The organism is Bartonella sp. MM97QHHN, assembly GCF_042194285.1.
GTDB lineage: Bacteria > Pseudomonadota > Alphaproteobacteria > Rhizobiales > Rhizobiaceae > Bartonella.
The window spans coordinates 14,894-30,174 of the sequence record NZ_JBHIMS010000028.1 but is presented as its reverse complement, the minus strand read 5'-3'; the positions used below and the strand labels follow the sequence as shown (position 1 = coordinate 30,174).

The window sequence follows — 15,281 nt, the reverse complement described above, 5'->3', positions numbered from 1 at the left end:
CTCGTCCACCTTTTTGGGTCCACCTTTTAGACCACCTTTAATTTCTGATTTGAGATTTTTTCTTTAATACTTAATTTTTTATTGAATCATAAAAAGCTATAGACATCAATACGCCCTTACACATCTTTATATACTTTGAATCTTATTGCTAAGCCCCTGCTTGCCGGCATCCGGCACCACCTTTTGTTTTAATGTATTGAAATATATATATTTTTTATTTAATTATCTGTTTGAAGATTACCTTCTAGGGTTTATACGATTTTATCTAATCTGTTGTTATTTGCTCCGTATTTTTCTCTGGAATAAATGCTAAAGTCTCTTTCTTTCTCCACCTCACTGCTCTCCCTAGCTTATATGGCTCCGGCCCCCCCTGAAGCATCTAATGGCGAATCGTTGTTGTGGATATAATAAAAAGCTGTGCACACTCACGTATTATTACATATCTATTGCCATCATCAAATATCATCTCATTGCCTTTTTATTTTTTATGTTATGTAAATGGGCTGGGATGCTAGGAGGAGAGAGATTCCTATATTTTCAAGCAGCCTTTTGTCAAAATCTTTTGTGTCTCTTGTGCTATTGCCTCTAAAAATATTTCAATAGCTTGATTGATTTGTTTAAGAGGCTGCTGGAAACGTAGCCAATACAACACCAGACAAAGATGATACCATTGGACCCGAACGCCCCACCAAATGCTTCATATGAAAAAGAAAATATATGAAACTGAACTACTTGTTCAAATTTATTACAGTACAATATTCTTAAAAAAACTATCAAATATCATTGGTCTATATATTGAATATGCTCCACTAATATATTGTTTCATTTGGAAACAGACTGCAAGAGAGGGGAAATATCCATTATGTTTTTTATGTAACAGTTTATTTGAAATCCTTCATAAAGATATTTTTTAATGAAATTAAGCAATTAGGAGAAAAAACAAAGAATAATTAAATTAACTATAGATTTTTTTATTAAATATGTATAACACGTTATGTATATGCTTTATTGATTCTAAGATAAATTTTAGATGTATAATATTAAATTATAATGTTTTTTTGTTTTTATAAAAAAATTCTGTGGTGCAATTTATGAATTTTGAAATTACTTAAAAATCAACACCTAATTATTTCATTAATTATTATGTCTCTTATTTTTTGTTAAAAGTGCTTTTTGTCATTGGAATTATTGAAGTTTTTTGAAGTAAAGTTCTTCTAAATCATTCTAGATCAACTGGTTTATGAGTGAAATCTATCTGATTATAAATGGAATTATTATAAAGTTATTGTCTTTAGATGGAGATCAATTGCTGCAAAATGAATAGTATTTAGCATAATCTTTATTCAAAAAAATGATATGGATCTTAAAATAATCCACTATGGATGTTTTGAATTTATTATGCCCTTTCGCTGTTCTGTTCTTAAAAATGAGTAGATGTAAGTTTTTAATTCATATCCTGCTTTGTGTAGTTTTTTATAGGTAAAAATAATGCGAAAAATATCAAAAGAAGGGCTTGTATTGATTAAGCAATTGGAAGGCTTACGTTTATCAGCTTATGAAGATTCTGGTGGTGTCTGGACAATTGGTTATGGACATACAAGTGCTGCTGGTGCCCCAAGCGTCCACAAAGACATGCAAATTACGGAAAAAGAAGCTGAAAAAATCCTTTGTCAGGACTTGAGGGAGTATGAAGCTGTTGTTGAAAAAACCGTTACCGTTCCTTTAAACGATGAACAATTCGCGGCATTAGTATCATTTTGCTATAATGTAGGAATCACAGCATTTCGCAATTCTACACTTTTAAAAAAGCTTAATAAAGGTGAATATGAAGCGATACCAACCGAATTGCAAAAATGGACAAGAGTAGGAGGAAAACGTATCCAAGGTCTTGTCAATCGCCGAGCAACCGAAGCAGGTTTGTGGGCAAAAGGAGCTCATGTTGCCCCCAATTATCATGTAGTAGAACCAGAAGGCGTAACAGGTATTTGCAAAGTAGAAGCTCTTGCACCAATCATAGGTTCTTTTTCAGGGCTTGGAGGTCTTTTTGCAGGAAATGGTCCTGTTCAATGGGTTCTAGCAGGCATTATGGTTTTAGCTGCTTGTACGGCTATGATATACATTGCTAAACGTTTTCAGGAACACCGCCTATGATTTTATGGATAAAAAAATATCTGACAATGACGTCAGCGCTCATAGCAGCTTTTCTTATAGCTTTAGTCAAAGCCTTTTTTCTTGGGAAAAAAGTTGAGAAGCAAAAGCAAACAAAAGAAGATTTCAAGATAGCGACAACACGGCTTGAGGTAGAAAATGAAATTAATAAGAAAAGTGATGCTGATGTGCGCACTAAGCTTTCTAGCTGGTTGCGCGACGAATGAACGAACTTCTTGTATTGGATGGCTTCCAATTTATTTGAATCGACAAGATATCAATGTCATTAGTTCAAATTTGGCGAGAGATATTTTAAAACATAACAAACAAGGTGAACGTTTATGTGGTTGGAGAGATAAACGGAAAATAAAGTGATAAAAATATAATTCCTCTGAAACATCAATCAATGAAAAGATTTGAAAGAGGTGGATACATTCAGATTAAAAGTAAAAGCACTTAAAGGATTAAAACACTCTGGTGGTCGATTAGATTTAATTAGAATGACTGAGATGTCTGAATTGAAACTAAAGGATTCAACAGATTATGTTTGTGTAAAATGATTGAGTCTATTGATGTATTCTAAGGACATCTTTGTTATCCTATCAAAAGAAGATGAGAAAAGATTTTATGGATTGCACTACTATCGTCGTTCAAAGAACTGATCATACACAAAGGTTCTGTTTTCAACAAAAATAACATCTAGGGGCTGGCATGCTTGAAGAAAAGCAATCTACGGAGCTATATAATGAATAATGGTAAGGCTTTTATGTGATTTGTAAATGATGTTGTTTCAGCTTCCTAATTATAATAATGATGTTGACGATAAGGCAAATACTTTCGCACTATATCTGCTTTTTCATGCTAAAGTGGCGGGAAAACATTGTGAATGATCTTGGCTGTTAATTTTTCTATAGGTAAATTCCCTATGTGGGAAATGACATGCAACTCCAGTTGAGAAAACCAACAACCATTTTTGCTTTTATTTTTTAACTTAGCTTTTTTACTTTCAAAAGTCGCCTAGCAATTTCTTGAAGAATATTGCTTTACTATTTTAAGATAATTTTTTCCTGAAATAAAATCCTTCTTTTAAAATATTACTGTAATATCTTGCAAACTCATGTACTGCTTTTAGAGAAAGTTTGTAATAAGACCGTGCTTTTCACGGCTTTTATTGTGATGTGTATAACGGAAAAGTTAAGAGTGCGTATTATCTTTTCGAACATTCAACTACAATCTATTTCATCACAATATTTATCTTGAGAAGATACTTTTACAAAGATACTGATAATCTATAAATCGCTTTCCCCTAATTTACCTTCTCGCTCATCCTTCCATGCATTGCCCGTCCACCTTTTAAACCACCTTAAATTTTTGATATAAAATTTTTTCTTTAATTTTTATTTTTTATTGAATCATAAAAATGATATGTCTCAATCTCACTTCTATGCATCTTTATACGCTTTGATTCTTGTTTCTAAAGCCCAGATTGCCTACATATCGTACTGTTTTTATATTTTGATAGAAATATCTTCTATCAGTTCACTTTTTTCAAAAGATTCTGAAAGGATTCTCAAAAAGTCTGCAAAGTTAAAGACTATTTAATACGTATTGTTTCTTTTTTAGAAATCAAAATTGGTGATGCCCCATTCCTTACCAGCAATTGTGTTATTTGCAGAGCAGTCTGTATAAGATAGTGTAACCTCTTTTATAAAGTTAACTAAAGTTTTTTGAATTTCTAGCATATTGTTTAAAGACAAAAAACTCCCTCTTATTATGCAAGCAGCTTAGACATCGGCTGATAATCCTCCCGCTTATAAAAATCCTTTCTTTAATAACCTTCAAAACCACAATTAAAGTGGTGAAAGATAAAACAAGATTTTTAGGCGATCATAACGCACAATAAAATCAGACTAGTCTAAATGTTCAATGCTAACACCTGCTAAACAGTGGAAAATAAGTTTTAGCACGCATTCAAATTGGAAAGGCTTAAGCCCCCCGCGCGCTACGATGGTTTTCTACTCTCATCGTACGATTTACATTCCCTCTAAAACTTAATCGCTGTAAATATAAAAATCTTGAAGCCCGTTCTAAATCCGTGAGAGTTTCTGGATCTTGCTGTATTAAACGTTGAAATTCCTCACAACTGCTCATCTGAAATGCTAATTTTTTCATAAAAGGACAATAGTGGCGTTGTAACATCCCTAAAAAGTTTACGACATAACCTGAGAGATTATTGCTGATTTCAGGGGATAGAATCAATTTCTGCTCAAAGAAAATCTCACCCATACCAACAAAAAGGTTTAATCTACATGCCATGAGGAATGTTCTCAAATAATTTTGATATTTTTTGATCAAATTTCTTTTGCCACCAATATCGGCAGCAACTGGTGTAGAATTAACAAAATTATAATTTTTTATCTTAAAATGTATCCATCATTTTTTACATTCTTTCATCTATCTTAGCCTTCTTTTCACAGCTTCAAATGATACAAAGTAACTGCAATATTAAGTCGTTTTGCATCGAACAAATTTCTCGCAAACTATCCCTATTGGCTAGATGACAATCCATCCTCTATTTAAAGAGAGAAAAACTTTTCTTTTTTATTCAGCGATAAAGTAAATATTATCCAATTACTTACGAGTAGAAATTCGATCAAATGGAAACTGTAATTCTTTCTACTCTGAGTAATCTTGTACCTATTTATATAGGTTTAGGAAAGCGTGCTGTTATGAATATTCATAAAAATACTTCAAAAATTGATATCAGCAAAACTTCTGTTTAAAAAAGGAAAAGATGTTCTCTTACTTGCTACTGAAGAAACTGTTCAGATTTGTCTTGATGTTGCTAAAGAGCTTCAAAAAACATGAAGTTATCCCAACGCTTACAAGTGTGCCAACCATTCAACTTTGAGATAATAGATCAGTGCTAGAGTTATGCCAATCTCACCAATCTGTTGTTGTCTATGAAGAGCATAGTATCAAAGGAGAAGCTTGGAGATGCAATTGTTAAATCGCTTATAGAACAAAACATTCTATGCCAATTTGTATCATTAGGCCCCCCCACCATCCCCATCTGCAATAAAAACGAACTGGATATTTTAACAAGTTATAAAATCAATCGAGAACGCATAAATAGTGTTAGAAACGACATACTATACAAAAAATATTCAACTGCTTCCTAATATACTCGCCAGTTCAAAAACATCATAAATCATTGATGATGCAAGAAAATAAGAAAGAAAAGCACATTAATTCACGCAGTTTTGCTCTCAGTAAACGAGCTTTTTTAAAGATAGTATGGGTATTTTTTTCATTGCTTAAAAATGTACTCCATAAAAAAATATCATATCCATATAATATATTACCAAATAAAATTAATATAAATAATATATAGATTATAGGAATATTATTTATTAGATCAATTTTTTATTATAATTATATCTTTCAATAAATACATATTGACATTTTTAATAATTTTATTTATATATAATAATTAATATTATATATATTAAAATAAAACTAAATGAAGCTTATAAATTTACGTTTTATGCTAATGTGGGAAAGAAGTAATTAACATATTATATTTTATATATAGGAGGGAAAAATGCTCACAGCATTATTTATAGCTATTTTTTCTATATCAACAGTTGTTTTACCTTTAATATCAGCGCTTGTTCCTTTTTATCCGTAGAATGAGATTTTAATAAAATAAGTAAAAGATGTATGCAATGTTATTAGTGTTTTTTTTGTGTTTATTATTATTAATATTTTTGCGTTAAGTATTATTGTATTTACGGAGTATTATTTTAGTTACTGAGTATTTTCTGTGTTTTTATAGAGGAGCTTTTTGATCTTTTCTATTTAAATTTAACTGTCAACATATTTGTAAAATATATAATTATGCTCCTCTATAAAAAGACTTTCTTTTTCTGAAAGCAGTATAACATATTGCTTTCATTGCTTAAAAACATCTATATTTACTAAACTCTTGCGTGTAATATCTTTGATTGTCTGAGTACCGGTCAGTGTCATAGCTACCCGCATTTCATTGGCAAAAAGATCAAGGAGATGCATAACACCTTTCTTACCTGCTGCTGCAAGCGCATAAACAAAAGCACGGCCAATCATAACAGCATCCGCACCTTGTGCTATCATGCGTACAACATCAAGACCAGAACGAACACCTGAGTCCGCTAAAATAGTCAAATGATCCTTTACAGCATCCGCAATTGCAGGCAATGCTCGTGTTGTTGATAATACACCATCAAGCTGACGTCCGCCGTGATTAGAAACAACAATACCATCCGCACCAAATTTTACTGCTTCTCGTGCATCTTCTGGATCAAGAATACCTTTCAAAATCATTTTTCCTTTCCAAAAATCGCGAATCCATTGTAAATCATGCCAACCAATTGATGGATCGAAATTTGCACCAAGCCAACCAACGTAATCATCCAATGCAATTTTCTTTTTGAGATAAGTGGAGACATTTCCAAGATCATGGGGGCGCCCCATAACACCAACGTTCCAAGCCCAATATGGATGAGTAAACGCTTGTAAAAAACGACGTAATCCAGCATAAGGACCAGACATCCCCGAATGCGCATCACGATAACGTGCACCAGGAACTGGCATATCAACTGTAAAAACCAACGTGCGTACACCAGCTAACCAAGCCCGTTCTAGTGCATCACGCATGAAACCGCGATCTTTGAGAACATAAAGTTGAAACCAAAATGCACCTCCAACCGCTTCTTGCACTTCCGCAATGGGACAAACTGAAACAGAGGATAGAGTAAAAGGAATCCCTTTTGCCGCTGCGGCACGCGCTGCTTTTACCTCTCCACGACGTGTATACATGCCCGTTAGACCAACAGGTGCAAGTACAATCGGTAAATCAAGTGTCTGATCAAAAAGTTTGATTGAAAGATCAACTTCACCAACTTGCCTTAGAATCCTTTGACGCAGTGCAAGAGCTTGAAGATCTTTACAGTTGCGTCGCATCGTTTCTTCAGCATAAGCCCCACCATCAATATAGTGAAAAAGAAAGGGAGGAAGACGACGCTTTGCTGCCTTACGATAATCAAGTGTTGAAGAAATAATCATTGATGGCACCATTGTTCCTAAATGAAAAGAGAAGACATCCTAAAAACGCATAAAAGCGAATCCATGTACCTACCTATTCGCTATTCTCCCAAAACACTCTATTGAATAGATAGAAGCAACAGAGACTGCAACTTTCTAAAAAAACTAATTGATAAAAACAACGTCTTTATTGCTCTTATCCAAATTTAAAATCTCACAGTATGAAGTATCATTAATAACGTATCTACTCATATATTCTTCATGTGCAATTAAAATGTTATACTCTCTTTAAAGTAATCCCTCTTCGAAAGCGATTGCTCCGTAGCTTAATTAGTTATAATTTAAAGTTGCTTCTCCCTCCAAAGGTCCTTACATTATCAGTTTTAAGAATATAGAGTGTCATTAAGTATAAACCATAATCTCCCCCAAAAGATGAAAAAATCCTTTATTAATACTGGAAATAAAGCTGTCGCATACATGCAGAAATCTTCTTATATCAATATTCAAAACTGAGATCTGTTACTTATTCATGCATAGTGCCTAATTCACATAAAGCATAAAAACTTTTAATGTTCATACCAATAGAAACTCTTCATATTTAATTGAATAATTTTCTAGCAATATTATATCTTGAGGCTATAAATGAGTTACTAAAATTAGAACAATGTTTATTGAAAATAATTGTTACTAAACTGGAGTGAAAACTTATTTATTAACTCTTAAGGATAATTTTTATACGGAATAAAATATACTGGTTATTACACTCTAGAAAAATTGAGTCAATTGCAGCATCCAATCTCGCATATTTACTTTGAAAAGTGAGTAGCTACTGTTATATTGAATTTTATTAACCTATTGATTTATTATAATAATAAATATGAATAACATATTGAATATAGTAAATTTTGTCATGATGAAATAATCAAAACTATTCTTTTGCACATCATAAAGGGAGTTCGTATAGATAGAACCTCTTGAAAAAAGAAGTAAAAATGCCTCTCATACCCTCTCAAATGCAAGAGATGAAATAACCTTGGAAATTAAAAATAGAATGCATGACACCGGTTTTGCGAAGCACAAAATTTTTTTTATCTAAAATACGCTTTCTGCATACATGTTATCAAAATTCGTGGTTCCCAACTCATTTAAAATGCTTGGACAACTTTAAACCCTGTGCTTGATAATGTGATCCAACATCATGTCCATAAAGGGTTGATGGTCGATTAAGCATATGCTCATAGACCAAACGGCCAATAATTTGACCATGCTCTAAGATAAAAGGAACTTCATGGCTCCGCACTTCTAAAACCGCTCTTGCTCCTTTTCCACCCGCCTCCTTATGCCCAAATCCTGGATCAAAAAAGCCTGCATAATGCACCCTAAACTCGCCAACTAAAGGATCAAAAGGTGTCATTTCTGCGGCATAAAGCGGAGGCACATGAACAGACTCTTGTGAAACTAAAATGTAAAATTCATCAGGATCAAGAACCAACTCCCTTTGACCACGATCAAAAAGAGGTTCCCAAAAATCTAAAACGTGGGCAACGGCACGTTTATCAATATCAATAACACTTGTATGATGTTTACCACGATAACCTATAAGCCCGTTTTCGTCTCCCTTTAAATTAATGGAAAGACCAATACCACCAACACTAATATTAGGAAAATCATCCGATATCAGTGTTTCTTGCCTTTGCAAAGTGTGCAACTCTATTTCATTTAAATAACTTTGCCCTTTTCTAAACCGAAGCTGTGATAAATGTGAGCCTGTATGCACCAAAATTGGAAATGTGCGTGGACTAATTTCCAAATAAAGTGGACCATGATAACCAGCACAAATTTTATCAAATTCCTGAGCATTATCCGTAATGACACGTGTAAAAATATCTAATCGTCCTGTAGAACTTTTGGGATTGGCAACAGCAGATAAGAATTCTGGTAAAGCTAAACTTTCCAAAAGAGGAACAATATAAACACACCCCGTTTCCAAAACGGCTCCGTCTCGTAAATCAAACTCATGCAACTTTAACCGTTCAAGCTTATCCAAAACTTTTGTATCAGGTCCCGGCATAAAAGAAGCACGTATACGATAAGCTTTCTCCCCTAAACGAAGATCAAGACTTGCTGGTTGTATTTGAGATCTATCAAATGGATACTGAGCCTTGAGAAAGTTATTCTCAATCAAAGCTTGTATATCACTATCTGCTAAAATACCGCTTATACGCGCCATATATATTGCCTTCCCTTTTTACATTGTTTCTTTTTTTGACCTAGATGATAAATTGGTGCAAGCTATTTTAAAGTGATAAAAACTATTTTTATGTTTTTTCCAACCGACTTGTTAACATAAAATAAAATAGGAGGTATTGTAAAAATAATACCTCTCATGCTCTCTTATTCTTGAATGTCGCGCAAATGATGTTATCATAATTTTCTATAGAACCCTTAAGTTTCCTGTTAGAATTTATTATGATTATACGCCATCTTAGCGAAAATATTATTAATCAAATCGCCGCCGGTGAAGTTATTGAACGACCAGCAAATGTTGTCAAAGAACTTGTTGAAAACGCTATTGATGCTGGTGCAACACGCATTGAAATTATTACAGTAAATGGTGGAAAAAATTTTATAAAGGTGAGTGATAATGGTTATGGAATTCCTGCAGATCAATTAACTTTAGCAGTTTCTCGCCATTGTACCTCAAAGATTACCGATGACGTACACAATATCTGCTTCCTTGGATTTAGAGGAGAAGCCCTCCCCTCTATTGGTTCTGTTGCTAAACTTAAACTCATTTCACGAACAAAAGATGCTGAGAGCGCTGCTGAAATTTCCGTTACTGCAGGAAAAATTGTAGGACCCAAACCAGCTGCTGCGAATCTTGGAACAATTGTTGAAGTTCGTGATCTTTTCTTTGTCACGCCGGCACGATTAAAATTTATGAAAACTGATCGGGCTGAAACAAATGCTATTAGCGATATGATTAAGCGAATTGCTATCGCATTTCCACATATCCGCTTTTCTCTTTCAGGACTAGACAGAACATCTATGGAATTGTCTGCTACAGAAAATAATATTCAAGGACAATTACAACGTATTACGCAGATTATGGGAAAAGAATTCGCCCCTAATAGCATTGCGCTGAATGCTGAACGCGAAGCGGTGCGCTTAACAGGTTTTGCCTGTTTGCCATCTTTCAACCGAAATAACAGCCTTCATCAATTTGCTTATGTTAATGGACGTCCCGTGCGTGATAAATTTCTATGGGGCGCTATCCGAGGCGCTTATGCTGATGTCATGACACGAGATCGTTATCCTGTGGCTATTCTTTTTATTGACCTCCCACCTGCTGAGGTAGATGTTAATGTTCACCCAGCCAAAGCTGATGTACGATTCCGTGATCCAGGATTAATTCGTGGTTTGATTGTTGGAGCTATTCGTGAAGCATTGCAACAATCTGGTATTCGTCCTACTTCAACCCGTTCTGAAGCAATGCTTGCTGCATTTCAAACACAACAATCATTGGCACAACAACCATTAGGCAGTTTTAAGAACACGCACCAGTTCTCTTCTTACAGTTCACAACCTCATCATTTTACCAGCGCTTCAATGGTCCAAAAACCATTGGATAGTACTCACTCTTTTGATTTAAAAGAAGATGCCGCTCCTATTATGGAGGGCTTAAATACACCAAGTGGGGATGCATACATTCCAAGCACGACATCTTCATCAGAAGAGTTATCTTATCCATTAGGAGCGGCCAGAGCACAAATCCATAAAAACTATATTATCGCCCAAACACAAGATAGTTTGATCATTGTCGATCAGCATGCAGCTCACGAACGATTGGTTTATGAAGCACTCAAAAATGCACTTTATTCCAAACCACTTCCTTCACAGTTATTACTTATTCCTGAAATTGTAGAACTCTCTGAAGAGGATGCAACATGCCTTTTAACGCATAAAGATGCTTTGCAAAAATTTGGATTAGGAATAGAACCATTTGGACCAGGAGCAATTGTTGTGCGTGAAACACCTTCCATGTTAGGAGAGATCAACGTCCAAGCCCTCATAAAAGATCTCGCAGATGAGGCCGCTGAGTATGATACAACAAATAATTTAAAAGCAATGCTTGATTATGTTGCAGCAACGATGGCCTGTCATGGCTCAATACGGTCAGGGCGCCTTTTACGCCCCGAAGAAATGAACACACTATTACGACAAATGGAGGCAATACCTAATACAAGTACATGTAATCATGGACGCCCTACTTATATTGAACTCAAATTGGCAGATATAGAACGGCTTTTTGGCAGAAAATAAGCCCTGCATCATTTTTACAAGAAAAATATTTTAAAATTAACTCTCGACTTTATAATACATTTTATGGCACTTTTCTTGAATCTCTTGTATCAAGTAAGAAGGAGTTATAATGTTTCCCAATGGTGAACGCGAAGCAAAAATTCATTATTCTAATAACGGATATGACATTATAGAATATGGTACCTATACCATTTGTGCTGTTAGCGGGCAAAAAATCCCTATAGATGATTTAAAATATTGGAATCATCACCGACAAGAAGCATATGCTAGTTGTGAAATCTCCTATCAGCGCGAACTTGAGTGCAACCCATATCTCAAGCAATTGTTAAAAACAAAAGAAAAATAACCCCTCGAAAGCTATAAATTTAGCTTTTGCCTTTTAGACAAGAAAATTCAAGGGAACGTTTTCTAAAGCGGGTCATGACCTCTTCAAGGACCATACGACAGAAGTCTTTTTGAACAAAATCGACATTCACATCAAAGATAATAAGATTTTTCAAATCTTTTTGCATGTGAATTGCCTGTATACGGGTATAATCTTTAGCTGTTGTTGCTAGCCATAAATTGTGCATTTTAGCCTTTTGTATAAGGCTTTTTAAATTTTTATCTGTGAAAAAATAGTGGTCTGGATATATGTAAGTTTGCACCACATGACCAGACAATTCTTTAATAGATTTAAAAAATTTATCTGGATTGCCAATACCAGCAAATGCCAAAAATGATTTTCCTGAAACCTCATCAGAGGCACTGGCTTTAAGATGAGCACGATATAAAGGCTTTCCAGTACGCGAAACAAGAAAAGCGACATTATCAGGCGCATCGGAGTGACCAATCAATAAAACACTATCCATAAAAGAAAACTGCGTTTTTAATGGTACGCGCAAAGGTCCTGCTGGAAAGACAGCTCCATTACCAAAACCGCGCATCGCATCAACAACGAGTAACGCATAATCCATATAAAAACGGCGACTTTGAAATCCGTCATCCATTAAAATAAGATTACATCCCTCTTGTTTAAGCCGTTGTGCCGCTGCATAACGATTAGGTGATACAGCTACAAAAGCATGCCGTGCAAGTAAAAGTGCCTCATCTCCAACACTATATGGAGTATCATATTTTTCATTTACAAGATGTACCCCTTTAACTGATCCACCATAACCACGAGATACAATACCAGGTACGAAACCAAGTTCTTTAGCCACTTTTGTAAAAGCAATAACAACCGGCGTTTTACCCGCACCGCCACATGTAAAATTTCCAATACACAAAACTGGCAGATCAATCACGGGAGGCTGTCTTGTCATAAAACGACTTGAAAAATAACCATACCCCCATGAAACTGGAGCTAACACAAAACGCAAAAAGCTTTTATTTTTCCACCAAAAACGAGGGGCGCTAATATGCATATCTACCCTGACGCTGACGTAAACCTGTTTGTATTACAAGGGGTTGTAAAAATGGATCTAAAATCTTTAATGTGCGCTCAAATGCACCTGCCATACCTGTCGCCACTTCATGAGCCTTATCAACCATTTCTTGCCGCAATGTTTCATTTGTTAAAAGCTTATACACCTGAATAGCAAGCTGTTTTGTATCTTGAACCATATATGCTGCATCATGCGTTAGAAATTGTTTGAACATCTCTTGAAAATTTGAAACATGAGGCCCTGTCAAAATAGCGGAACCAAGCAAAGCCAATTCCAATGGATTGTGTCCACCATTTCCACATAACGATTTACCAACGAAAGAAACTTTCGATAAGCGAAGAAAAAGTCCCATTTCTCCAATGGTATCTCCCCATAAAATATCGGTATTCATGTTTGGAACAGCGTCTCTACTCCTACGAATAAAACTTAACCCCTTATTATCGCATTTTCTGATAAGATCTTCTGAACGTTCAGGATGACGAGGTACAATAATTGTTAATAAATCTGGCAAATAATTTTTAACAATTTTATGGACCTCAAAAGCAATCTCCTCTTCCCCTTCATGCGTTGAAACAGCTGCCCAAACTGGGCGATTGCCGATAGCATTACGATAACGTGCAAGCAATTCTTGATTTTCAACCAGAAAAACATCAGCCTTGAGATTACCAGAAAACGTAACAGATTTTACGCCAAGTGTATGGTAATAAGCTACATCTCTTTCATTTTGACCAATCGCCAAATCAATATCCTTAAAAATATGTTTGGCAAGAATACGTCGTTTTTGCCAAGCTTTAAAAGAACGTTCAGACATATGGGCATTAACCAAAATCTGCGGAATACGCATTTTTGCAAGTTCTTTAATACGAAGAGGCCAAATTTCTGATTCACAAATTAAGACGAGATCAGGCTTCCAATGACGAATAAAACGGCGCACTGCAAAATCTAAATCCAAAGGAGCATATTGATGAATCAACCTATTACCAAAATATTTTTTCACAAGAGTAGAAGATGTCACCGTCCCAGTTGTCATTAATACATTGATTTCCAATGATAAAATATAATTTATAAGTGGAACAAGTGCAAGTGTTTCTCCAACACTTGCTGCATGCAACCAAACTAACGAACCTTGGGGGCGTATATGAGAACTTTTACCTAAACGCTCTTTTTTGCGACACCACTCTTCTTTTCCACGAATAGCACGAAAGAACAAATAAAAAGGAATAACAGGACATAAGCAAAAACCAATCATCCGATAGCTTAAAAGAGCCGTATGTGCCTTTAATTCTACCATTTAAAATCACCTCATCCAGCTATTTTAAGATATCTATATACTTATTTTGTTAAAAAATTCATCAACTCTATTGGTTGCATCCATATTTTTTAATATCATCCATATCTTAAATAAAAAAAGCTTAATCCATGAGAAAATTCAATACATATACACATTATTTAAATCTCTTTTAATTAAATTTTGTAACTTATATCGATTTTATCACTTCATTCTGCACCCTATAAAAAATCTTACTCAAAAATAACAAAACTACATTTCAGTCGATTATAATTTTTAAAATATAAATGATAAACCTATGACATAGATTGTATCAATTTTTTCAACTCACTTGATTTTAATGAGACTTTGAATTTTGCACGTTGGTATTTTAGAGAAAAAGCTTATTTTTACATATGTTAGGTATTGTCAATTTTTCAAAAAATAACCCATATAGACATTACAACCTAATATAAATACAATAAATAAAATGTGTTTAAAAGAAAGATCAATCTCTATTATTTCATTTCAATAAAATGAATATGTCAAACTAATCTTAAAAAACTTTTGAATAGTATAGAGTTCTCATTTTAAATTGTGATATAATCTCTTAAAGGTAATCCAGAAAAATCTAATCTTGTTTAATAGAGAATTTCTTAAAAGTCTTAAAGCAATTTAAATAAGAGTTTTCAAAATTTTAAATCCTCTCTTTTCAGGAGGTCGCAATGATATATTATTCCTTTTAAGATTGTATATAATCAACACAAAATGGTTAACTTATAGATTGTAGTTTTAAATGAGTACTCAAGAAACCCTTATGAGGTAAGTTAACTTCATAAATCTATTTAGTTTCTTTAAGTTTCTAATTTTGGTAAAGTTTCTAACGACTTTCATGGTTTCTAAGCTTATAGTAATAACTCGTTGAAAAAATTCCAATAGATAAGTAACGAGTGCTAATAATCTCAACAGAGTAATAATTGCTATCATTAATAATGCTACTCTTTTTATTAATCTTAACGCATTAGTGTCTC

Annotated in this window: 11 protein-coding genes and 1 pseudogene; 6 read left to right on the top strand and 6 right to left on the bottom strand. The window is 34.1% G+C overall.

Annotation, left to right across the window (positions count from 1 at the left end; genetic code table 11):
• Positions 1 to 265 precede the first annotated feature (265 nt).
• Positions 266 to 466, bottom strand: a pseudogene (locus ACFIJW_RS00940) (helix-turn-helix transcriptional regulator).
• Between the two features lie 1,022 nt (positions 467 to 1,488).
• Here ACFIJW_RS00940 and ACFIJW_RS00935 point away from each other — a divergent pair.
• The 3 genes from ACFIJW_RS00935 to ACFIJW_RS00925 are packed head-to-tail and all read left to right on the top strand — an operon-like array spanning position 1,489 to position 2,523.
• Positions 1,489 to 2,151, top strand: coding sequence for a lysozyme (locus ACFIJW_RS00935; RefSeq protein ID WP_375632873.1), 663 nt, complete (start codon positions 1,489 to 1,491; stop codon positions 2,149 to 2,151).
• Positions 2,148 to 2,375, top strand: a complete 228-nt coding sequence (locus ACFIJW_RS00930; protein WP_375618608.1) for a hypothetical protein — start codon at positions 2,148 to 2,150, stop codon at positions 2,373 to 2,375. The genes ACFIJW_RS00935 and ACFIJW_RS00930 overlap by 4 nt, the downstream gene beginning before the upstream one ends.
• Positions 2,308 to 2,523, top strand: coding sequence for a hypothetical protein (locus ACFIJW_RS00925; protein ID WP_375632871.1), 216 nt, complete (start codon positions 2,308 to 2,310; stop codon positions 2,521 to 2,523). The genes ACFIJW_RS00930 and ACFIJW_RS00925 overlap by 68 nt, the downstream gene beginning before the upstream one ends.
• A 1,611-nt stretch (positions 2,524 to 4,134) precedes the next feature.
• Here ACFIJW_RS00925 and ACFIJW_RS00920 read toward each other — a convergent pair.
• Complete coding sequence (locus tag ACFIJW_RS00920) at positions 4,135 to 4,464, bottom strand: hypothetical protein (RefSeq protein WP_375632869.1); 330 nt, start codon at positions 4,462 to 4,464, stop codon at positions 4,135 to 4,137.
• Between the two features lie 341 nt (positions 4,465 to 4,805).
• Between ACFIJW_RS00920 and ACFIJW_RS00915 the strand changes: the two genes are divergently transcribed.
• Complete coding sequence (locus tag ACFIJW_RS00915) at positions 4,806 to 4,931, top strand: hypothetical protein (protein WP_375632867.1); 126 nt, start codon at positions 4,806 to 4,808, stop codon at positions 4,929 to 4,931.
• Positions 4,932 to 6,102: 1,171 nt separating this feature from the next.
• Here the strand turns inward: ACFIJW_RS00915 and lldD are convergent.
• Together lldD and ACFIJW_RS00905 are read right to left on the bottom strand one after the other, a co-directional pair.
• Positions 6,103 to 7,254 carry an FMN-dependent L-lactate dehydrogenase LldD gene (gene lldD, locus ACFIJW_RS00910; protein WP_375626848.1) on the bottom strand — a complete coding sequence of 384 codons (1,152 nt, stop codon included), beginning with the start codon at positions 7,252 to 7,254 and terminating at the stop codon, positions 6,103 to 6,105.
• A 1,120-nt stretch (positions 7,255 to 8,374) separates the two neighbouring features.
• A complete protein-coding gene (locus tag ACFIJW_RS00905) occupies positions 8,375 to 9,463 on the bottom strand; it encodes a 2'-deoxycytidine 5'-triphosphate deaminase (RefSeq protein WP_375632865.1) in 1,089 nt (362 codons plus the stop codon).
• Between the two features lie 239 nt (positions 9,464 to 9,702).
• Here ACFIJW_RS00905 and mutL point away from each other — a divergent pair, with 239 nt between their 5' ends.
• Entirely contained in the window at positions 9,703 to 11,556 is a 1,854-nt protein-coding gene (gene mutL / locus ACFIJW_RS00900) for a DNA mismatch repair endonuclease MutL (RefSeq protein ID WP_375632863.1), read from the top strand.
• 109 nt (positions 11,557 to 11,665) lie between these two features.
• Entirely contained in the window at positions 11,666 to 11,902 is a 237-nt protein-coding gene (locus ACFIJW_RS00895; RefSeq protein ID WP_375608064.1) for a DUF2093 domain-containing protein, read from the top strand.
• Between the two features lie 19 nt (positions 11,903 to 11,921).
• Here ACFIJW_RS00895 and lpxK read toward each other — a convergent pair whose 3' ends face one another.
• On the bottom strand, positions 11,922 to 12,962 hold the full coding sequence (gene lpxK, locus ACFIJW_RS00890) for a tetraacyldisaccharide 4'-kinase (RefSeq protein WP_375632861.1): 1,041 nt from the start codon (positions 12,960 to 12,962) through the stop codon (positions 11,922 to 11,924).
• On the bottom strand, positions 12,952 to 14,274 hold the full coding sequence (gene waaA, locus ACFIJW_RS00885) for a lipid IV(A) 3-deoxy-D-manno-octulosonic acid transferase (protein ID WP_375632859.1): 1,323 nt from the start codon (positions 14,272 to 14,274) through the stop codon (positions 12,952 to 12,954). The genes lpxK and waaA overlap by 11 nt, the downstream gene beginning before the upstream one ends.
• Positions 14,275 to 15,281 lie beyond the last annotated feature (1,007 nt).

Coding starts and splice junctions, on each gene's coding strand:
- ACFIJW_RS00935 (WP_375632873.1), top strand. CDS start 1,489: ATGCGAAAAATATCAAAAGAAGGGCTTGTATTGATTAAGCAATTGGAA.
- ACFIJW_RS00930 (WP_375618608.1), top strand. CDS start 2,148: ATGATTTTATGGATAAAAAAATATCTGACAATGACGTCAGCGCTCATA.
- ACFIJW_RS00925 (WP_375632871.1), top strand. CDS start 2,308: ATGAAATTAATAAGAAAAGTGATGCTGATGTGCGCACTAAGCTTTCTA.
- ACFIJW_RS00920 (WP_375632869.1), bottom strand. CDS start 4,464: ATGGCATGTAGATTAAACCTTTTTGTTGGTATGGGTGAGATTTTCTTT.
- ACFIJW_RS00915 (WP_375632867.1), top strand. CDS start 4,806: ATGGAAACTGTAATTCTTTCTACTCTGAGTAATCTTGTACCTATTTAT.
- lldD (WP_375626848.1), bottom strand. CDS start 7,254: ATGATTATTTCTTCAACACTTGATTATCGTAAGGCAGCAAAGCGTCGT.
- ACFIJW_RS00905 (WP_375632865.1), bottom strand. CDS start 9,463: ATGGCGCGTATAAGCGGTATTTTAGCAGATAGTGATATACAAGCTTTG.
- mutL (WP_375632863.1), top strand. CDS start 9,703: ATGATTATACGCCATCTTAGCGAAAATATTATTAATCAAATCGCCGCC.
- ACFIJW_RS00895 (WP_375608064.1), top strand. CDS start 11,666: ATGTTTCCCAATGGTGAACGCGAAGCAAAAATTCATTATTCTAATAAC.
- lpxK (WP_375632861.1), bottom strand. CDS start 12,962: ATGCATATTAGCGCCCCTCGTTTTTGGTGGAAAAATAAAAGCTTTTTG.
- waaA (WP_375632859.1), bottom strand. CDS start 14,274: ATGGTAGAATTAAAGGCACATACGGCTCTTTTAAGCTATCGGATGATT.